The organism is Acinetobacter sp. GN11 (assembly GCF_054823985.1).
In genome coordinates, this window is record NZ_JRVL01000164.1 from 3,800 (window position 1) to 23,659 (window position 19,860).

Below are 19,860 nucleotides of genomic sequence, written 5' to 3' on the forward strand. Positions count from 1 at the left end.
CTTGAATTCTCAGGGGGGCGGGGGGCTGGATGGTACGCCTTTAGGTGAAGCAGCTATTCAGGCCGAGTTCATAGCGATGGATAAGGTATCAAATTCTTTGGAATTTCTGAAAACAATTTACAAAAATCCACGTATTGACCAACGGACCAGAATTGATGCTGCAAAGGCTGCATTGCCTTACGAGTTCGGTCGTGTTGGTGAAAAGGGAATTAAAGAAGGCCGTCAAGATGACGCTAATGATGCTGCCAAAAAAAGTAAGTTTGCAACAGCAGATGAACAACGTAAACAACAGCAAAGAGTGAGTTAAGTTTTAAAATTTCAGAGAGGCAAAAATGTTACATCCTGATAAGTTTTCAATAAATTTTTATTTAGTTGGTCAAACTAACGGATTTGCAAAAAGGATTTTAACTCAAGTACCTGAAATAGGTAGTCGATGCGTATTTAAAGATGAGCGATATGAGGTTGTTCAAGTTGAGTATTGTCTTGATGAAGATGCTACCAATTACACGTATCAAGCAAGAGTAAATATAGATTTAAAACCACTCTAGAGGCCGCCAATTGGCGGCTTTTTTATAGGTAATGTTATGTCTTCAATGTCCCCTATCTGGAGTACAGCTTGCCCAGATTGGGAAAAGAAGATTTTAGCCAAAGAATCTTTAATTGCCTGTAAGCCGTTATTTCCAGATGAAGCCGAAATGGCTTTACGTGTTTTTAAAGAATTAATCGTTGTCGATGTAGCGGGTAAGCCAACAATTGGCGAAATTACGGCTCAATGGGTTTTTGATTTCGTTGGAACTATCTTTGGCGCATATGATTATCAAAGTAATCAACGGTTAATTAATGAATTTTTCTTGCTCATTAGTAAGAAAAACACGAAATCAACCATGGCTGCGGGGATAATGCTTACGGCTATTATTTTAAATAGCCGTGAAGCAGCAGAATTTATCATCCTTGCACCTACCAAAAAGGTAGCAGATAACTCTTTTACACCCATGAAGAATATGATTCTGAATGATCCAGAATTAAAAACTCTCTTCGATGTTTCACCGCATACTAGAACGATTACACATCTTGCGACAAAAGCTGTTTTAACCGTGGTAGCCGCTGAAACTGGTTCAAGTGCTGGGGCAAAAGGTGCCTTTATTTTAGTGGATGAGCTTTGGGTATTTGGTGAGCGTGCAAATGCAGAGTCAATGCTAGAAGAGGCCACAGGTGGGATGGCTTCTTTCCCAGATGGCTTTTTGATTTGGCTGTCAACTCAGTCTGACAAGCCACCAGCGGGGATATTTAAAAAGAAATTAGATTATGCCCGTAAAGTGCGAGATGGCGAAATTGAAAACCCATCATTCTTACCTGTTTTGTATGAGTTCCCTCAAAAATTGCTAGATGAGGAAAAATATTTAGACCCTGATTATTTTTATGTGACAAATCCAAATCTTGGACGCTCTACCCATATTCGTTATTTATTGAATAAGTATGAGCAGGCAAAAGAAGGTGGTGCAGATTCAATTCAATTATTTTTAGCTAAATATTTGAATGTCGAAATTGGCATGAATAAGCGTGCTGACAGTTGGGCGGGAGCTGATTTCTGGTTGCTTTCAGCTTATAAGGATAAGCTTTTCTTAGAATCTATTCTTGATTTGAGCGAGCTATGTACGGTTGGTTTTGATGGCGGCGGACTTGATGACATGTTTGGCATGTCGATCATTGGTAGAGATAAAAATGATCGTTCATTGTGGTACTGCTGGAACCGTGCTTGGGTCCATCCTATTGCTTTAGATCGGCGGAAAGAAAATGCGCCAGCATATGGGGATTTTGAAAAGGATGGCGATTTGGTAATCGTTAAAAATGTTGGTGATGATGTTAGCCAAGCAGCTCAAATATGTAAGCGTATTTATGAGGCTGGAAAATTCCCTGAAAAATCTGCAATCGGTTTGGATAAGCTGGGTATGCCTTCATTGCAAGATGGTCTATTAGAGCAAATTCCTTTTGAGTTATTAATTGGTGTACCACAAGGTTATCAATTGTCAGGTTATGTGCAAACGACAGAACGAAAAGTTGCCGAAGGTAAGTTTAAACATGCAGGTCAACGCATGATGAATTGGTGTGTTGGTAATGCAAAAGGGGTTTATCAAGGTAATGCTTTGACGATCCGCAAGCAAGAATCTGGTAAGGGTAAAATTGACCCATTAATTGCAACATTCAATGCAGTGGCATTGATGTCAATGAATCCTGAGTTACCAAACAAAGAATACAACGTCTATTTTTTCTAAATATTTTTTAACTTTAAGCCCGCTATATGCGGGCTTTTTCATTTTTAGGGAGAGTTCAATGCCTGCTCTACAGAAATCATTTAGCTCTTTTGAAATTAAGAGCATCAATGAAGAAAAGCGAACATTTCGTGGTGTAGCAACCACGTCTGACCCAGACCGAGCTAAAGATATCATGGTGCCAGAAGGTGCCTCTTATGATTTGCCAATGCCATTCCTTTTTCATCATGAGGCAACTGCTCCTGTTGGAATTATCAGTTATGCCGAAATTGGCAAAAACCAGATCGAAATTGAATTCACCTTTCCAGAAATTAAAGAGGAAGGCCGTTTAAAAGAACGGGTTGAAGAGGCTTATCAAAGTTTCAAATACAACCTTATTAAGGGCCTTTCAATTGGATTTTTAGCTGACTGGAATGATGTTGAGCAACTCGAAGGTGGTGGGTTCAAGTTCAATAAATGGCAATGGTACGAGACAAGCCTAGTAACCATCCCATGCAACAAAGATGCAATAGCAGAGTATTCAAAATCATTTGAGGAACATAAGGCCGCGTTGGGCAATTTACCTCAAGACGTTTCAGGTGGCGTTTCATCTGAGCAAAAACACATAACCGTAAAACTTGGTAGCCCAACAAAGGGTGGAGTATCTCTATGAATAAATATTTAAAACAATTGCTTGATGCATTAGCAAAAAAGCAAGCTGAAAAGCAAGGTGTTGTAACTAAAGCGTTGGATGATCAGCGCACACCCAATGAAGAAGAAGAGGGTCAAATTACTGCTATTGATGCAGAAATTGCCACAATTCAAAAAAATATTGATCGTGTAAAAGACATGATCAAACAAGCCGAAGAAGCTGGGGAAAATGGTACACCTGTAGCGGGTGGAACTCCTGAAGAAGCTGTCGAAACTGCTGGTGGCGGAAATCCTGCTCCACGAATTGAGGTGGAATCCAATCTTGAAAAAGGTGTTGGCTTTGCAAAATTCGTAAAGTGCCGAATGATTGCCTCAATTGAAGCTAAAAAAGGCAATTATAAATCAGCAGTTGATGTTGCTAAAAGTTTAGGTGAGCCGCCAGAGGTAATTGCCCTAATTGAAAAAGCAACTTTAGGAACCACAACTGATGCAGGTTTTGCTTCGCCATTGGTTCAAACTAACCGTCTAGTTGGTGAATACATTCAATTGCTGCGTGCAAATACAGTACTTGATAAGCTTCAATTTCGAAAAGTGCCGTTTAACATCGAAATCCCAGCTCAAGCAACTGGATCGATGACAGCTTGGGTTGGTGAGGGTGAGGCCAAGCCATTAACAAATCCAACATATGCAGATGTGAAAGTTGGAAAACATAAAGTTGCTGCAATTGTGGTTTACACCCTTGAGCTTTTAGAGGGTAGCGACCCAGCAGTTGATGTATTGATCCGTGATGACTTGGTTGAATCATCTGCTCAATTTACTGATGCTGAATTCCTTAGTGCTAGTGCAGGAACCACCAAAAAGCCAGCTGGTATTTTGAATGGTGTTACGCCAATTACTTCAACAGGTAATACACCTGAAGCAGTTGCTAATGACTTGCGCGCTTTACGTGCTCAGTTCTTGTCTAACAACCTTTCTCTTGGTGGTGCTTATTACCTTATGAGTGAAGTTAAGGCTTCTGAGCTTGCTGATATGCGTGACGCTTTAGGCAATACCTATTTTAAAGGTATGGAAGCTGGGCTTAATCAAAAAACTCTTAACGGTATTCCGGTAATTGAATCTGAAACTGTGGGCGATGTAATTATTCTTGTTAAAACATCTGAAATTCTGATGGCAGATGGTGGTCAAGTTGAAATTGCGTACTCTGACCAAGCAACTTTAGTCGATGGGACAACTGTTCATAACTTATGGCAAGAAAACAAATTTGCAATTCGTGCTGAACGCTTTGTTTCTTGGGCTAAACGCCGACCAATTGCTGCAAGCTTCATTCAATACACCTAATTGTTTTAATTATGCAAATAGAAGACAGCCCTTAATTGGGCTGTTTTTATACCTAAACATCACAATTGTTTAGCTATAGGAACAGTCATATGAAAATTGAGTATTTAAAACAGATGCATGACGCAAATGTTGGTGACGTTAAGGATGTCGCAGAATTAGCGGCAAATGTCTTGATCAAACTTGGTGTAGCAAAGCCTTTTGAAGAGCTAAAAAAGGTACAAGCTAAACCTAAAAAAGAAGATAAACCAATCGAATAAGGCGGTAGATATGGGCATTAGAGACTGGTTTAAAGGTAAAAAAAGCCTCCAAAGTGTCCATACTTCTGGGCAAAATGTTTGGAACAGCTTGGTTGTGCAGGAGCCATATTCTGGCGCATGGCAGAAAAATGATGAATTAACTCGTACTGAACTAACAGCATCGGATGCTGTTTTTTCTTGTGTAAGCCTAATTTCAAAAGACATTGGCAAACTTCCTATAGTGCTGAAAACCAAAGTTGATGGGGTTTTAGTACGTTCGGATATTCCTTTTAAACTACGGGTATTAAAAAAACCTAATAATTATCAGACATGGCAGCAATTTCAAGAACAATGGACCTCAAGTCTATTGTTACGTGGTAACACCTATGTTTGGAAGTTGCGGGATGCATTTGGTGAGGTTTATCGGATGGTTGTTCTCAACCCTGATCTGGTGACGCCACTCATAGATAAAAACGGGAATGTATTTTACCAGTTAAGTAAGGACTGTTTGACTCAGGCAGAATCTGAAATCCTGCCTGCTTCAGAAATTATTCACGACCGTATTAATACTTTTTATCACCCCTTGGTGGGGTTATCACCAATTATGGCGTGTGGTGTAGTCGCTAAAATGGGTGTAAAAATTCTCAATAATGCTGCTAATTTCTTTGGAAATGGAAGCCGACCAGGGGGGATTCTAGTTGCACCAGGCCCTATTGGAAAGGAAAAGGCAGAGGAGATACAGGCGCGGTGGAATCAAAGTTATTCTGGGGCTAATTATGGTAAGACTGCTGTGATTGGTGACGGTATGACATATACAGTTCTGGGTATGAGTGCGGCTGATTCTCAAATGTTAGAGCTTCTAGAAATGTCTGGCCGTGTGGTTTGTAGTGTTTTTAATGTGCCACCTTTTAAAATTGGAATTGGAACTCTTCCAGATGACCCTGAGAAGGCAAATGGGATCTACTATTCTGATTGTTTGCAAGCGTTTATTGAGTCTCGTGAAAACTTAATAGATGATGGTTTAAACCTTGAAGAGTTCAAATTAGAAAGCTTCCTTGATCTCGACACTTTAATTCGTATGGACCCTGAAAGATTCCATAACATGATTCGAGAAGATGTCAAAGGATGTATTTTAAAACCTAATGAAGGACGGGCAAAAATCGGGATGCTTCCTGTTGCTGGTGGCGATACGATTTATATGCAGCAGCAAAACTACTCCCTTGAAGCACTTTCAAAGCGAGATGCTAAAGAAGATCCATTTGCAAAAGCCGAAAATTCAAAAACATCTGATGCTCAAAAATCTTTTGAGTCTTTTTATCGTGGGGTATTTTCTGATTCTGAGCAGTACATGGAAGGGCAGTTTGTCACTCACAAAGGCAGCTTATGGCATTGCGAAAAAGATCACTTGGGCGAGTTTGATCATTCAAGTTTTAAACTTTGTGCAAAGGGGACGAAGTAATGGCTATTACAGATTTAGCGACGGTTAAAGCTCACTTGCGATATGACTCTGATGATAATGATTTGGAGCTTGATGCTTTTAGAGAGGCAGCAGAGCAAGCAGTTTTGGATTATGTAACTGATGAGTTTGAAGTTGGTAATTATCCCAAACAATTTAAATTAGCCGTACTGCTTTTATGTGGATATTACGATAAATATCGAAATCTTGAGGGTGAAATGCCAACAAACGGTTATTACCTTCCTCAACCTGTCTTGGCATTACTGAGTCCATTTCACAAACCGTTAGCGGTATAGATATGGATGAATTTATTGAGTGGGTTAAACAAACGCCACATTTTAAAAACCTCATTTTTATGCATGGAGATCGTCTCTTCATTCGTGAAAATGGGGTTTTTAAGATTTTGGCAATTCAATTGGCTTATGAGGCTTGGACAAAATGACATGTTCAGGATGTGAGGCGAGACGTGAGTGGATTAAACAAAACCTCCAGCGAGCAGAACGAAAGCGGAAATTGTTGCTGCAATGGCTCGCTGGCCAGCGAATTGATTCTAGTGGTTCGGGAATTAATTCAGGGAACCAAGGCTCAGAACGAAGTAATGGCGCAGATCATGGGCCAGAACAGTGAGTTAATCTCAATGTTGCAAAACGATGATGAAGATGATGACGATAATCCTGAATATTTGAGTGAATAATTATGTCGGGTGTTAGTGCTGGTGAGCTTTGCCATCGAGTCACAATACAACGTGATGAAGGCTCGAAGAGAAATGATGATGGTTATCCAGATCCTGCTAATTGGCAGGATTTTTTACATTTATGGGCCAAATTTACCCCTTTATCTGCACGTGACTTAATTGCAGCTCAAGGGAATCAATCACAAGTAATTGCACGCTTAAAAATACGACATAGAACAGATATTGATAGTTCCATGCGCGTCATTTTTCGTGGTGCAAAATATGCGATTGATGGCCCTCCTTTAGACGATCCCGAAACAGGGAATATTTACAGTACTTTTTTGCTTTCAAGTGGGGTGGAAAAGTTCAAGGAGGATTAATTGGACTCCTTTGCAATCTGGAGTGGTGAAGAAGATGTGTCACGGAAATTGAGAAGGTTGGCTGATCCTAAAGTAACAAGACGAATTACAAGGAAAGCAGCTAGAAAAGGTATGAACAAAGTACGGGATGCTGCAAGGCTGAATGCTCTTCAAATTGATGATCCTGAAACTAGCGCCATTATTGCCAAAAATATCAAAGTTGCAGCAGGAAAGGTTGGTAATAAAGATTTAATCAAAATGCGTGTTGGTGTGGATGGTGGTGCAGCTTTTACAAAGCTAGCTCCTAAACCTACTAGTGGTGGTGATACACGCCACTGGCGTTTTATTGAGTTAGGGACGGCTTATATTCCTGCAATTCCTTTTATGCGCATAGCATTTTTCAACAAAATTGATGATGTGATTGAAACCTTCGCTGAAGTATTTAGTGATGAATTGGATAAGGAGTTGGCGACATTATGAGTTACCTGCCAATTTATAGAACTTTAAAAGAATCGCCTGCTGTTGTTGCACATTTGGGTGCTGAGTTAAGAGTATATGAAGATGTAGCACCTGAAGGGGCAGAGGTTCCTTATGTGGTTTGGCAAGAGTTGGGGGGTAATTCCCTAAACTATGTCGATAACATGCCCGCAGATAATGATGACGTTATGTATCAATTAAAGGTATATGACACTAAAGCAGATCGGGCGTCACAGGTACGAACAGCAGTACGTAAAGCATTAGAGCTTTACTGCTTCATCATGAATCCACGGATTAGTGGAGTGGATCATAAAACTAAACAATATTTCCGTGGATTTGATGCCAGCTGGATTTATGAAACCTAATTTAATTATTTAAACATTAGCACCTTTTGGGTGCTTTTTTATTGCCTATAAGGAGCAAATCTCATGGCTAAAAAAGGTATTGTTGGTAAAGGTACAGAGTTCTGGGCACTTCATGGCACAGTACCGACATTGACCAAATTGCTTTGTATTAGAGCATTCGACTGGGGAGATGAAAACTATGATGAATATGATAGTGGCTGTATGGATGACCCAGACGTAGATAGATCACAATTCATTCTTGGAAAGCCTGGGGATGGTTCAATTGCCATTGATACAGATTCAACTAACCAAACGCACCTCCTTATGTTGGAATTTGCGAATAATCTTGAAGAGTTCGTTCTTTATGCTGGTTATTCAGATGGGACGGGTGTACCAACATTAACGCAAAATGTAATCGACTTACCTGACACACGTTCTTGGTCCTCGGCTTCCGTTATTTTGCGTAAAGGGAAGCCTGTACTTGAAGCAAAAGCTTTAATTAATCACACTTTACCACTTCGTCGCCAATCTCAAATTTTTGATGAATGGAAGGCACAACCATGATGAATCTAAAATCCTTAAAAAAGGTTACTAAAGTAGCTGCACCAGTTAAAAGAACTGTAAAGTGGACTGTAGAAGTTGATGAAGAAAACTTTGATTTTCTTCAGGAAAAAACAGGAAATAAAGAGCTTCAAATTGGTGATGTTGTTGACTTGGAGGCTCAAACTTTCATCAAGCGCCTGAGTTATAAAGACATAGAAGAGGTATCTAAGGCCTACAAGTGGAATATCGATTTAGCAAATGTTGAGGATATGACATTAGCTTCAGTTGATACCCGTTTGTTGCGTGCGGCTCGGTTGCTTGGTTCGGTCTGTGAGGATGAAAAGGGTAAGGCATTCTTTGAGTCGGTAAATGATGTTTATGATTCTGATCCTGTTTTTGTCGAGGCGTTGTATGGAGTTGCAGATTCAATTAATAATTTCTCGGGAAAGTCACGGAACAAGAATTTGACGAACTCGAGTTCTGGTGCGAACTTGCAATCAACGGAATCGGTGGAAATCGAATCGAAGACTGTAAGCGAAACTTAAGTAATTGGGAAGTTAATATCTGGCGAGCTTTTTATATAAAAAGAGGCTCGCTTTTTGTTGGTCGTCGAATTGAGCAAGCCATAGGTAATTTAATGGCCTTCTATCACAATGGTAAAGTAAAACCAGAAGATCGCGTTGATCCGAATGTTTTTATGCCCCATGAAGATGAGGTAGTAACTACCTTTGAGGAAGAGGCAATGAAGCGACGACAAAGACAAGAGAGTTAATGTTTTTTAAATTTGTGTAAAAATAAAACGAATAGTATTATCCCCACCATTAATAACAAATGGTGGGGATTTTATTATGAAGAAAATAATTTTTTTAACTCTGAGTATTTTAAGTGCATCTGTTTATGCAGAACAAAAAACCATAAATGAAGTGGTCGAAGTTGTTGAACTTCCCAATATGAATAAAGATCAGATTTTCAATTCATCAAAAATATGGATTGCAAAAAACTTTAAATCTTCAAATGCCGTTGTGCAATATGAAGATTTAGCTACTGGTACAATTATCGGTAAAGGAAATATGCCATCACCTTGTAAAGGTACTTGGGATTGTATGGCTAAAAAAGATAGTTTGCTGTTATTCACATTAAAAGTTGATACTAAAGATAATAAGTCCAGACTTACTTTTAGTGATATGAGTGTAAAGATTAATACCAAAGGTACAACTAAGTTTGTAGCTGCTGGTCAAGAGTTTAAAACAGTTTCTGAAAAGGATAATGAAGTAATTCAATCTGGTTTGAAAGAAATTATCACTAATTATAAAAAAGATATTCTTACAGAAACTCAGAATACTGATTGGTAATTATATAGTTTTAAAAGCCCCGATTTTCGGGGTTTTTTTATGTCTGGAGAAAAGTTATGGCAACTAATCTTGGTACTTTGACCTTAAACTTATTGGCAAACACGGGGTCTTATATCCAAGGTTTGTCACGTGCCGAGCGTCAGACGCATACAAGCACAAAAGGCATGGCAGATGATTATAGCCTTGTTGGAAAAAGCATTAAGGAGCTACAAAGCACAATTGTCGGTTCTTTAGCTGGTATTGTAAGCGTCGGTGCTGTCATATCAAAAATGGACAGCTATACAGGCTTACAAAACAGACTTAAGTTGGTTACAACTAATCAGACCGACTTAAATCAAGCAATGCAAGATACGCTTGTTATTGCGCAGGCATCGGGCCAATCTTGGGATTCAACAGCTCAGGTTTATCAGCGATTTGCTGAAAATGCGAGTCGTTTAGGTATTACTCTTCAAGATACAGCCTCATTAACAGATACTGTTGCAAAAGCTATTGCTATTTCTGGGGGGAGTGCTGCAAGTGCCGAGGCTGCATTGGTCCAGTTTGGTCAAGCATTAGCTTCAGGTGTACTGCGTGGTGAAGAGTTTAACTCAATCTCTGAGCAGGCTCCGGGTCTGTTAAAAGCTATTGCTACAGGTTTAAATGTAAATATTGGCGAACTTCGCAATATGGCAAATGAAGGCCAACTAACAGCCGATGTTGTCATTGAATCTTTGGATAAAGCTAAAGCTTCAGTTGATACATTATTTGGTAAAACAGACTTCACTATTGGAATGTCATTTACTCAATTAAATAATGCATTAACTCAATTTATTGGTGAGGCTGGAAGAGGCTCTGGTGCTGCTCAATTAATTTCTGGTTCAATTCAGGGTTTAGCTGCAAACTTAGATACATTCACAAATGCTGCCATGGTAGGAACTGCATTTTATGCAGGGTCATATATTCCAACCATATTATCGAGTGTCGCAGCAGGATATAGCAAGACAAAGCAGTTAATTGAACAGGCGGCTGTTCAATATGCGACTATGCAAGCTGAGAGAGCTGCCGCAGCCCAAGGGGTAATTAATACTCAAACTGTACTTGCTAATACTCAGGCAACTTTAGCAGCTCTTGCCGTTGAAAAGGCTTTAGAAGTCGAAAGAATGAAAGCCCAAATTTCATCTCAAGGCCGAATTGCTTCTGGATTAAGAATGGTCCAATTGCGGACTATTGAAAGTCAGGTTACAGCAGAGCTTACTGCTGCTGAAAATGCTTTGGCTGCTGCACGAGCTAGAGCAAATGCAATTGGTACGGTTTCGACTGGAATTAGCGGAGGTTTGCTCAGTATTTTAGGTGGACCTGTGGGTTTAGGTTTAACCGTTGCGGGTGTAGCTGCTAGTTATCTTTTAATGCATGATAATGCTGATAAAGCAAATAAAAAGCTAGCTGAACAAGCTTCTGTTGCAGACAGGGCGGCTTCCGAACTTTCAAAGCTGGAAGGTGTAGATCGAAAATCTGCAATAAACGATTTAACGGAAGCATTTGAAGCACAAAATAAGGAATTACGTAAATCAGAATTAGCGGTCGGTTCTGCATTAATCAATATTCAAAATTACGCTGTAGGTAATGCTGAAGTTGCGAAGATTTCCAATGAAGCACGTTTGGGGACGATAAGTTATACAGAGGCTGTTAAGCGTTTAAATGGTCTTGGTATTTCACCTGATTTATATAATGCCCTGAAAGATCAAGTTGCTAAATATGATGAAAATTATATTAAGGCAAACAAATCTGCTGATGCTTTAAAAGTGTTTAATAAAGAAACGGTCTTGGCAGGAAATGAGGCTCAAAATGCTGTAGCTAAACACCAGAGCCAAGCCGATGCAATTAATAATACAGCTAATGCTGCTGATAAGGCTTCGGAGGCACTTTTAAACTATCGTAATAAACAGAAAGAAACTGTTTTTGAGAGCATTTATAAATCTGGGTTGCTTGATGAAGGCTACAACACTGCACAAGCTCAAGCTATTTATGATGCGCAGATGGCGAAGGGTACAAGTGCAATTCTATCGAAAGAAGATAAGGAGAGTGCTCTAAATACGCTTAGAATTCAGGAGCAATACAAAGCTCGTGAAGAAGCAGAACGAGAAGCAGAAAAAAAAGCTCAAGATGCAGCAAGAAAGCGGGAATCTGATAGAAAGCAAGCTGCTGATGATTTAGTCCGGAAAACTAAAGAGCAAGCAAAGCAGCGTGAACAAATAGAGTATGGATTTTACTCTATTCTGACTCAAATGCATGCTGATTACACCGAAAAGGTTAAGGCAATAAATGAAGCTGGTTTTGGTTCTCAAACTTCAACCTATCTATCGATGGCTGAACAGCAGTATAAGTTTGAGGAAGAGCTATATTTACGAAATTTAACTTCTGAAATTAATGATCATATTTGGTCTGAAGATCAAAAACGGAAATATGAATATGAAACTGAGGTGTTTCGATATTCAGAAGGCCGTGAACTAGATAAGGATTTGAAAGAGGTTAAATTAAAGTCTCTTAAGGAGCAATTTGATAAAGCCAATTCTTGGGCAGCATTAGAACGTGAACAACGCATTAGTGATGCAGCTAGTATTCTGCGTTCTGATTTAGAGAATATGCAGATTAAGTATGCATTTGATCGTAAGAAAATTGAGGAAAATTCTAAGATTTCTCAGTCGGAGCGTGAAAAGCTTATTGCTATTTCTAAAGCTTCAGAAGATTTTGAGAAAAATAAAAACCTTCAGTCTGCAACAGCAGCTTGGGGTGGAACTTTTTCTGACATTAACGGCACAAGCAATACCGATCAACTAGAGCAAGATCGTTTTGGTCGCTATGACGAATCTCAAGCATTATTTGATGCTCAAATGGCATTAGCTGATTCTGCTGCTGAAAGAGAAGCGATATGGCAGGCCCATAATGAACGTATGTTCATGATTGACCAGCAGTATGAACTTGATAAGGCTTCACTTGGCACTAAGGCGGCATCTGATACTTTGTCGGGCATGACCGACTTAATGGGTTCTTTGCTTGGTGAACAATCCGCAGGCTATAAAGCAATGTTTGCTATGTCTAAAGCTTTTGCTATTGCTCAGGCAATCATTAACGCACCAAAGACTTTTTCAGATGTTTATGCATCTGTAGCTGCTATTCCATACGTTGGGCCTTATTTGGCTCCTGTGATGGCTGGAGCTGCGGTTGCTGTTCAATTGGCTCAAGTTTCACAAATTAAGTCAACCAACTTAACGGGTATGGCCCATGACGGTATTGACTATGTGCCTCAAGAAGGGACTTGGTTATTAAACAAGGGTGAGCGTGTATTAAGCCCAAGGCAGAACCAAGATTTTACCCGTGTCATGGCCGAAAAACGTTTTGATTCACAGCTTAATATTACGATTAACAACAATACCAGTGCAGTAGTTACTGCCCGCCAAGATTCAAATGGAGGGGTAACGATTGATGTTGTTGATGAGCGTATAGCGAGGTCATGGGAAAACTTGAATCGTGCAAACAGTGATGAATCTAGGGCTGTCATGGATAACTTTAGTGTTGGTCGTAATCGGGGAGGTTAGAGGTGGATAGATTCATGCTTTGTCCTCTCAAAGAGGGCTATAGCTTTACTGCTGGAAATAATTTAAGAGAGCAGGAAAGTGAAGGGGGACCACCGAGACAGGTCCCCTTTTTTATTGGTGCTTACCATCGTGTAAAAGTCACAGTGCTTTTAGATAAAAAAGGCAAGCGTCAATATTTTTGGGCTTTTTGGCGGCTTAAACAGCGTAAACCTGAGAATTGGCTTTGGAAATTATCATTGGATAATGGGATTTCTGAAGAGTGTGAATGTCGTTTTATTTCATCTTCACTGCCTAATGAATCTTACCGAAATAAGACGGTCATAAAGATAACGTTTGAAGTCCTAGTTAAACCAGTATACCGAAGTGAAATTGATGATAGGAATATTGTTAATTATCGCCAAGGTGGTTTAACTCCAGACGTTGAAAAAATCCCGAACGAGTGGTTCCCCGCAGCAACTGGAGTCAACAATGGCTAAGATCACCCCAATTATGCTTTCTATCTTTGATCAATCAAGTGGATCGGTTGGTCTGGTTGAGTCAATTGAAGTTACTCACCCAAATTGGTCTGAGGCTCTGCGTTATGTTGTTAACTCAAGTGAGCCTTTGATATTGACTCATGAGGATGGACAGTCATTTGAATATAAACCAACTGTAATAACGGTTGAGCGAGGAAATGAGCAAGATAATCTTGATCAGTCTATGAGAGTTTCAGTTGCGGATTTAGGGCAGCAAATCCCTGATTTAATTGATCAGGTTTACCTTGATGATGTGCCAATTTTGCCCGTATTGAATTATAGAGCTTATCTCACTGGTGTATACACCGAGCCGTGTTTTGTAGATAAGGGTTTGCTTATTGAAAATGTCTCTCGAAGTTACAAGGGGTCTACTTTTGAAGCCAATGCACCTAATTTAAATGATTCGGGTACTGGTGAGCTTTATGTGGCTAGTACTGATCCTAGTTTAAAAGGGTTTTACTAAAATGGATATTAGACCGTTATTTCATCTTAGATATGATCCCATTAAATTTCATTGCGTACATTTCGTGATAGCAGCTGCAAAGCATATTTATCAACTTGATTACTCGCAATGTTTTATCGGTTTAACTGGTTCAATTGATGAAACTTTAAAAACGTCCCGTGAAACTGTTCACAGGAACAAGCTAATTAAGAGGCCTATTGAAGGCTGCATTGTCTTAATGACGCACATAAACGGAAGCTCGCATGTCGGGCTTTTTTTTCGCCATAAGGTTTTTCATTTAACCGAACAAAGTGTGCAGCGGATCACCCTGCATCAAGCTGGAAAGATATTTAAAAGGATTCGTTATTATGAGCCGAATTTGTATCATCAATAATGCACTTGATGGATCCGAAGAATATTATGTAGAAACGGATAGTATTTTATACACTTTCATTCAGTACAAAAATAAGCATCCACAAGCTCGTATTTTTAAAGGCAACCCATGCCCTGAAAATAATATAACACCTGCGGGATCTAGTGATAAACAGGCGATTGCACGGTTAATGGAGTCAAACGATGACTGTACGATTGTTCTATATTCTGGTGATTTAATTTCAGCGGTTAACTGGGTTGTCGGAAAAGTAATTGGTGCTGGTATTTCAGCTATTGTGAAAGTCCCTAAAGCACCTCTTAATAATGCCGGCACAAACACAGGTTCAAGTAATAACAATTTATCTGATCGTGAAAATCGGCAACGTTTAAAACAACGTGTTCCGTTTATTCTGGGCCGCGTAAAATCAATTCCAGATTTATTTGCTCCAGTCGTTCGATATTTTAAGGATGATGTTGAGGTTGAAGAAACCTTGATGTGTATTTGTGAAAACCTTGTTCAGGTTTCAGATTTTAAAGAGGGTGATACTCCAATTCAGGAAATTTCTGGAACGAGTGTAACTGTCTATGGAATTGGACAATCTTTAACGGGTACAGCAAATATTTACAAGTGGGGAGATACATTTGATCAACCTCCAATGATTGCCAAAAAGACTTCATCGGTGAATGGTCAAACTGCTTTACCACCAAACAGCACTCGTATTGAAGCACCTGATATTTATTTTCAATTTCCAAATCTGATTAAAACCACCAGTTCAGATACTGCTGGTAATTTTACAAAGTTTGTGGTCAATGATTCTTTGATTATTTCTGGAGCAAATTTTGGGCTTGCTGATTTAAATATCACGGGTGTTACCAATGTTGATCCAGTAAACAAAACGTTGTCTATTGCGTCAGATCAGACTGTGACAGGGTATGACACTTACAGAAAGATTAACGTGACTTCGCTACTAGTGACCGATCCAATAAGCGGACAATTGGACCTTGCAGGTTTATATGATGTGACCAGCATTGTATATAGCGGGGGTATTTATACGATTACTTTAACTAATCCGACAAATACCAATATCAACTTTTCAAGCCTGACCGAGACTTCAACAGAAAATATCTCTGCTAGTTTGACTGCAAATAGTGCGAATATTTTTCTTGATGGCAGTTATCTGGTTGCTGGTATTGATGTTGAAAATAAAGAGATAGCTTTAGCAACGCCAAGTACTGTAAATCCTGATTGGTATAAATTGGCAGATATTACTGATCAGAAAACTGGTCTAGGTACAATTAAGCTTCGTGGTAGTAATGAGAACTACATTGGGTGGTTCACCATTGATTCAAAAGATGCCACGGGTTTATTGCTGAACTTTCAAGCACTGAACGGCATTTATCAAGGTTCTGATGCCAAGACTGTAGATTTAAGTGTTGAGTATCAAAGCGTGGTGGCAGGTGTGCCTACTGGCACAATTTTCACAAAGACGATTTCTTTAACTGGTAAGCCAAATAATAGAGATAGTGTTGGCGGTTCGATGTGGATTGAACTTCCATTCTCTGGAGCTGTACGCTTTCGTGCACGTAGAACAAATGATAATGGTGACTCGGCAGATTTGTCTGATGAGACAAAGTTTGTAAGCGCCTATGCATATCATTATTTGCAAAAACTGGTCTATGACAATCGGACTTTGCTGCGAAGTAGAACGCAGGCAACACGTACAGCCACAGCATTAGATAGTCGTGAATTAAATTGTATCGCTGAAAGCTTAGTTTATAGCTATAGAACGGGTATTCGATCTGATACCCGTGTACCTTCGCGTAATATTGCAGACCTGACTATTGAGCTTGCTTTACGAGACAAAATTGGTCGTCGGGTTATTTCTGAAGTTGATGTGGAAGCTTTGTATCGGGTAGTAGATGAAATTACTGAATATTTTGGTTCATCCAAGATGGCAGAATTTAACTATACGCTTGATGATGCTAACCAATCATTTGAAGAAATTATGGGAATGATTGCAGCAGTAACATGCTGCCATGACCGAAGAAGTTCACTCACGCTTTATTATGATTTTGAACGTTCAGATAATGTCCCAAGCATTTTATTTAACCACCGAAATAAAAAGCCGCAATCTGAGACACGGACAAATAGTTTTAAGGTTGAAAACTATTACGATGGTGTGGAACTCACTTATGTTGATAGTGAAGACGGTTGGATTGAAAAGACTTTAAAGATTCCAGACGAGCAGATTAATAACCCGCGCAAAATAACGGGGTATGGGATTGTCTACAAACAGCAAGCGCATATTGTTGCCTGGAGAGCATGGAATAAATTGCGGTACAAACGTGTTTCTTGTCAGTTTGAAGCGTATGCGGAAGCTGAGCTAGTCAATCAAGGGGATGTCATTGCATGTGTTGATGATACTCGTCTAACGCCTATATTTTTGGGTGATCCTGATCAAATGGTGTTATCTGGTGAAATCTTAGATTGGAATGGTTTAACAATTACAGGGTCCCAACCATGTATTTTAAATGCCGATCATGAATTTATTATTCATTTGCAGCTCAAGAATAAAATGATTGATGTCATACCAATCGTACAAGGTGAGAATAGTTTTCAGTTTGTGCTTTCACGTCCACCAAATGAGGCTCTGGTCACTAAAGGAGAGGTCAAGACCGTTTATTCAATTACTGCTGATGATCGCCAAAGTGATCAACTTTTCTTGGTGACTAAAAAAGATGTTAAGGGCACTTTTCAGAATGGTCTAACATCAATCAATTTCGACCCGCGTTATTATCAAAATGATAATGACATAAAGAACAATCTAGTCTGAGAAAATTTTTAAGAATCCCCGCATGTGCGGGGATTTTTTTTGGAGAAAAAAATGGATGAAATGCTTGATCCAGTTGATATTGCGAATGTAAAAATTGACCTTGAGCATATTGGCGAGGGTGGTAACGAGGATAAAGTTGTAACTCCGCGATATGGCATTCCTTTTAAATCATTGCCTATGGTTTCGCGCTTGGGTCAAGAGGGTTTTGCTGCTGCAATTCAAAAAATTGAAAATATGGGTGGGTATGTTTCAGCTGCTTCATTAACTGAATTAAATACACGAACGCCTACATTTAATTATCAGTTGGCACGTGTACAGGATACTGGTGATGAGTATTTTTGGGATCCTTCTGCAACACCTTCTCCAGCTTGGAAGCCTACAGGTAAAAACTGGCTGAATGCTGCTAAAGACTTTGCAAATGCTAATGCAATGTTTAAACCTAAAACATATGCTTCAGCTGTAGATTGTAATACATTGGTTGCATTAGGATGGCATACATTTTTAAGCGGTGCAGCTTGGGATAACAGTACAAATAGACCTAATAGAACAGCACAATATGCTCATATTCTTGTACTGCCAACTACTGCAAACATTATTACTCAAATTGCAATCATGGGGAATAACACTAAGTCATTTGCAATGCGGTTGCGTAATGATCTTCTAGTTTGGCAGGATTGGCTGTATTTTTATTCTTTTGATGAAATGGTAAGTCTTATCAAGGCTGATTTTAATAGCTATTTAAAGCCGTTAAAAACATCATCTACAGCAAATTTACTAGATCCCGCGCAAGTTATTCAAAACTTTGAAGTGCGTCCAGATGGAACTATTTTAGCCAGTGCTACAGGTGCAATTTCAGGGCTTATCTATTGTTATAACAAAGAATATTTGTATGTCTCTGGTTTACAGGCTAATACTGGTCCACGTTATTATCGTTTCTTAGATCAAAACGGCATCTTTGTAAGTGGTGGTTATCTTAATAATGGAATTGTTGAAGGTTTAATTACTGTACCTAAGAATGCATATTCTTTTCAGCTTAGCTTAAAACAAGGCAACTCTAATCCATTAGATATTTCAACTGCACAAATTGAATTTGGTACGGCTAAAACGGCTTATGTGGCTTTTGCTGCTGGTGCTATTACGCATTTAAATCAAGTTGCTCTTGCTGATACTCCTGTGCAATTTAATAGTACAAGTTCATCAAAAAATTTATTTGATAAGTCAGCGGTTTTGAACGGTTTCGAAGTCTATAACGACGGTAGTATTTTGGCTCAAGTACAGAGTATTACTTCGGCTGTTATTGATGTGAGTGGCATGAGCAATATTACAATTTCAGGTTTAGTACAGAACCCAGAAATTGTACGTTACTGTGTTTTTAAAGACTCTGCTGGTATTAGGACAGTCTTGTGGATTGACAAGACAGAAACACATGCAACTTTTGCAGTACCAGCTAATGCAATTTCATTTCAATTTAGTATTAAGCAACGTTCAACATCAACGCCTGATCTAAATATTGTGCAAGTTGAAAGTGGTATAAAAGCAACTTCTTATGTTCCTTTCGTGCGTGGAATTAGCTCAATTAATGGGCTTCAAATTGTATCAAGAATTAGTGGTGGCTCATCCAGTGGGATGATATCGCGGGCCATTGGTGCAATTGGATATTTTGCTGGTGATTCTCGCGTGGTGACATCAAATGTTGAGGCTGGTGATTACACAAGTACTTCGTTTGTTAGCAATTATCCAAAATTCATGAAAGATACGCTGAAGTTGTCAGGGTTTAAAAATCTTGCAAGAAGTGGTGCTTCATTTGCTGAAACAACTGACGCGCAGTTACAGTGGCAAAAGATGAGACATCAAGTTCAGACAATGATAGATATTTTGGGAAATCCAGATTTTATTCTTTTAGATGCTGGTACAAATGACATGAATTGGGATAGAGCCAATATGGCAATGCCAGTACCTGTCAGTACTCTTGGATCATACGAAGTCGCTATGGGGAAGCCTATTGCCGATTTAAATCCAAAACTCACAGCCGAATCTATGCGATGGTGTTTACATAAGATCAGAGAAGCATTCCCGAATGCAGTTTGTTTTTATGCTACACAGACTCAACGCGCTGATACCGATCCTGTTTATCAAGAAATTTCGAATAACGTGATGGTTAAATTAGCTAGACGTTACGGGTTTACAATTATTGATGGTTTGTATGGTTTTGAAATTATCAAAGACTTTGAAGTTTGGAAACAAAACCCTACTGATCCAGATGCTGGGCGTTTCTTAAAAGATGGCCTTCATCCAAATTTGGCTGGTCAACAGGTAATGAATAACTTCTATTCAAGCCAAATTATTCAACGAATGACATATTAAAAGATAGCCCCTTAAATGGGGCTTTTTATTGCCTATATTCTGGAGAAATGAAAATGGCAGATCATGCAGCAAGTAGTGTT

Annotated in this window: 20 protein-coding genes and 1 pseudogene; all 21 read left to right on the plus strand. The window is 39.2% G+C overall.

The annotated features are described in order from the left end of the window. Window positions 1-307, plus strand: a pseudogene (locus tag NL42_RS14140) (hypothetical protein); the annotation flags it as partial. Window positions 308-332: 25 nt separating this feature from the next. Continuing rightward, window positions 333-548, plus strand: a complete 216-nt coding sequence (locus NL42_RS14145) for a hypothetical protein (RefSeq protein ID WP_461313212.1) — start codon at window positions 333-335, stop codon at window positions 546-548. A gap of 36 nt (window positions 549-584) precedes the next feature. Further along, window positions 585-2,273, plus strand: a complete 1,689-nt coding sequence (locus tag NL42_RS14150; protein ID WP_461313213.1) for a terminase large subunit — start codon at window positions 585-587, stop codon at window positions 2,271-2,273. A 58-nt stretch (window positions 2,274-2,331) separates the two neighbouring features. After that, complete coding sequence (locus NL42_RS14155) at window positions 2,332-2,922, plus strand: HK97 family phage prohead protease (protein ID WP_461313214.1); 591 nt, start codon at window positions 2,332-2,334, stop codon at window positions 2,920-2,922. Beyond that, window positions 2,919-4,238, plus strand: coding sequence for a phage major capsid protein (locus NL42_RS14160; RefSeq protein ID WP_461313215.1), 1,320 nt, complete (start codon window positions 2,919-2,921; stop codon window positions 4,236-4,238). The genes NL42_RS14155 and NL42_RS14160 overlap by 4 nt, the downstream gene beginning before the upstream one ends. A gap of 89 nt (window positions 4,239-4,327) precedes the next feature. After that, a complete protein-coding gene (locus NL42_RS14165; protein WP_461313216.1) occupies window positions 4,328-4,495 on the plus strand; it encodes a hypothetical protein in 168 nt (55 codons plus the stop codon). A gap of 10 nt (window positions 4,496-4,505) precedes the next feature. Then, entirely contained in the window at window positions 4,506-5,933 is a 1,428-nt protein-coding gene (locus NL42_RS14170) for a phage portal protein (protein ID WP_461313217.1), read from the plus strand. Then, window positions 5,933-6,226, plus strand: a complete 294-nt coding sequence (locus NL42_RS14175; RefSeq protein WP_461313218.1) for a head-tail connector protein — start codon at window positions 5,933-5,935, stop codon at window positions 6,224-6,226. Before NL42_RS14170 ends, NL42_RS14175 begins: the two co-directional genes overlap by 1 nt. 2 nt (window positions 6,227-6,228) lie before the next feature. Beyond that, window positions 6,229-6,372 carry a hypothetical protein gene (locus tag NL42_RS14180; protein ID WP_461313219.1) on the plus strand — a complete coding sequence of 48 codons (144 nt, stop codon included), beginning with the start codon at window positions 6,229-6,231 and terminating at the stop codon, window positions 6,370-6,372. Window positions 6,373-6,396: 24 nt separating this feature from the next. Next, window positions 6,397-6,624: a hypothetical protein gene (locus tag NL42_RS14185; protein WP_461313220.1), complete on the plus strand. Its 228-nt coding sequence runs from the start codon at window positions 6,397-6,399 to the stop codon at window positions 6,622-6,624. A gap of 2 nt (window positions 6,625-6,626) precedes the next feature. Beyond that, window positions 6,627-6,983, plus strand: a complete 357-nt coding sequence (locus NL42_RS14190; RefSeq protein WP_461313221.1) for a phage head closure protein — start codon at window positions 6,627-6,629, stop codon at window positions 6,981-6,983. Beyond that, complete coding sequence (locus tag NL42_RS14195; protein ID WP_461313222.1) at window positions 6,984-7,442, plus strand: HK97-gp10 family putative phage morphogenesis protein; 459 nt, start codon at window positions 6,984-6,986, stop codon at window positions 7,440-7,442. After that, window positions 7,439-7,804 (plus strand): DUF3168 domain-containing protein, encoded by a 366-nt coding sequence (locus NL42_RS14200; protein ID WP_461313223.1) that lies wholly within the window; start codon window positions 7,439-7,441, stop codon window positions 7,802-7,804. Before NL42_RS14195 ends, NL42_RS14200 begins: the two co-directional genes overlap by 4 nt. A gap of 63 nt (window positions 7,805-7,867) precedes the next feature. Next, complete coding sequence (locus NL42_RS14205; RefSeq protein ID WP_461313224.1) at window positions 7,868-8,347, plus strand: phage tail tube protein; 480 nt, start codon at window positions 7,868-7,870, stop codon at window positions 8,345-8,347. Beyond that, window positions 8,344-8,871: a phage tail assembly chaperone family protein, TAC gene (locus NL42_RS14210; protein ID WP_461313225.1), complete on the plus strand. Its 528-nt coding sequence runs from the start codon at window positions 8,344-8,346 to the stop codon at window positions 8,869-8,871. The genes NL42_RS14205 and NL42_RS14210 overlap by 4 nt, the downstream gene beginning before the upstream one ends. Before the next feature lie 303 nt (window positions 8,872-9,174). After that, a complete protein-coding gene (locus NL42_RS14215) occupies window positions 9,175-9,678 on the plus strand; it encodes a DUF4468 domain-containing protein (RefSeq protein WP_461313226.1) in 504 nt (167 codons plus the stop codon). 56 nt (window positions 9,679-9,734) lie between these two features. Continuing rightward, on the plus strand, window positions 9,735-13,253 hold the full coding sequence (locus tag NL42_RS14220) for a tape measure protein (protein ID WP_461313227.1): 3,519 nt from the start codon (window positions 9,735-9,737) through the stop codon (window positions 13,251-13,253). 14 nt (window positions 13,254-13,267) lie between these two features. Then, window positions 13,268-13,729: a hypothetical protein gene (locus tag NL42_RS14225; protein ID WP_461313231.1), complete on the plus strand. Its 462-nt coding sequence runs from the start codon at window positions 13,268-13,270 to the stop codon at window positions 13,727-13,729. Continuing rightward, window positions 13,722-14,231, plus strand: coding sequence for a hypothetical protein (locus NL42_RS14230; protein WP_461313228.1), 510 nt, complete (start codon window positions 13,722-13,724; stop codon window positions 14,229-14,231). Before NL42_RS14225 ends, NL42_RS14230 begins: the two co-directional genes overlap by 8 nt. Window positions 14,232-14,578: 347 nt before the next feature. Next, window positions 14,579-17,416 carry a host specificity factor TipJ family phage tail protein gene (locus NL42_RS14235; protein WP_461313229.1) on the plus strand — a complete coding sequence of 946 codons (2,838 nt, stop codon included), beginning with the start codon at window positions 14,579-14,581 and terminating at the stop codon, window positions 17,414-17,416. A gap of 51 nt (window positions 17,417-17,467) precedes the next feature. Continuing rightward, window positions 17,468-19,780, plus strand: a complete 2,313-nt coding sequence (locus NL42_RS14240) for a GDSL-type esterase/lipase family protein (RefSeq protein ID WP_461313230.1) — start codon at window positions 17,468-17,470, stop codon at window positions 19,778-19,780. Window positions 19,781-19,860 lie beyond the last annotated feature (80 nt).

What these genes read in the sequence shown, in the direction of transcription:
- NL42_RS14145 (WP_461313212.1), top strand. Translation starts at nt 333, where the DNA reads ATGTTACATCCTGATAAGTTTTCAATAAATTTTTATTTAGTTGGTCAA.
- NL42_RS14150 (WP_461313213.1), top strand. Translation starts at nt 585, where the DNA reads ATGTCTTCAATGTCCCCTATCTGGAGTACAGCTTGCCCAGATTGGGAA.
- NL42_RS14155 (WP_461313214.1), top strand. Translation starts at nt 2,332, where the DNA reads ATGCCTGCTCTACAGAAATCATTTAGCTCTTTTGAAATTAAGAGCATC.
- NL42_RS14160 (WP_461313215.1), top strand. Translation starts at nt 2,919, where the DNA reads ATGAATAAATATTTAAAACAATTGCTTGATGCATTAGCAAAAAAGCAA.
- NL42_RS14165 (WP_461313216.1), top strand. Translation starts at nt 4,328, where the DNA reads ATGAAAATTGAGTATTTAAAACAGATGCATGACGCAAATGTTGGTGAC.
- NL42_RS14170 (WP_461313217.1), top strand. Translation starts at nt 4,506, where the DNA reads ATGGGCATTAGAGACTGGTTTAAAGGTAAAAAAAGCCTCCAAAGTGTC.
- NL42_RS14175 (WP_461313218.1), top strand. Translation starts at nt 5,933, where the DNA reads ATGGCTATTACAGATTTAGCGACGGTTAAAGCTCACTTGCGATATGAC.
- NL42_RS14180 (WP_461313219.1), top strand. Translation starts at nt 6,229, where the DNA reads ATGGATGAATTTATTGAGTGGGTTAAACAAACGCCACATTTTAAAAAC.
- NL42_RS14190 (WP_461313221.1), top strand. Translation starts at nt 6,627, where the DNA reads ATGTCGGGTGTTAGTGCTGGTGAGCTTTGCCATCGAGTCACAATACAA.
- NL42_RS14200 (WP_461313223.1), top strand. Translation starts at nt 7,439, where the DNA reads ATGAGTTACCTGCCAATTTATAGAACTTTAAAAGAATCGCCTGCTGTT.
- NL42_RS14205 (WP_461313224.1), top strand. Translation starts at nt 7,868, where the DNA reads ATGGCTAAAAAAGGTATTGTTGGTAAAGGTACAGAGTTCTGGGCACTT.
- NL42_RS14210 (WP_461313225.1), top strand. Translation starts at nt 8,344, where the DNA reads ATGATGAATCTAAAATCCTTAAAAAAGGTTACTAAAGTAGCTGCACCA.
- NL42_RS14215 (WP_461313226.1), top strand. Translation starts at nt 9,175, where the DNA reads ATGAAGAAAATAATTTTTTTAACTCTGAGTATTTTAAGTGCATCTGTT.
- NL42_RS14220 (WP_461313227.1), top strand. Translation starts at nt 9,735, where the DNA reads ATGGCAACTAATCTTGGTACTTTGACCTTAAACTTATTGGCAAACACG.
- NL42_RS14225 (WP_461313231.1), top strand. Translation starts at nt 13,268, where the DNA reads ATGCTTTGTCCTCTCAAAGAGGGCTATAGCTTTACTGCTGGAAATAAT.
- NL42_RS14230 (WP_461313228.1), top strand. Translation starts at nt 13,722, where the DNA reads ATGGCTAAGATCACCCCAATTATGCTTTCTATCTTTGATCAATCAAGT.
- NL42_RS14235 (WP_461313229.1), top strand. Translation starts at nt 14,579, where the DNA reads ATGAGCCGAATTTGTATCATCAATAATGCACTTGATGGATCCGAAGAA.
- NL42_RS14240 (WP_461313230.1), top strand. Translation starts at nt 17,468, where the DNA reads ATGGATGAAATGCTTGATCCAGTTGATATTGCGAATGTAAAAATTGAC.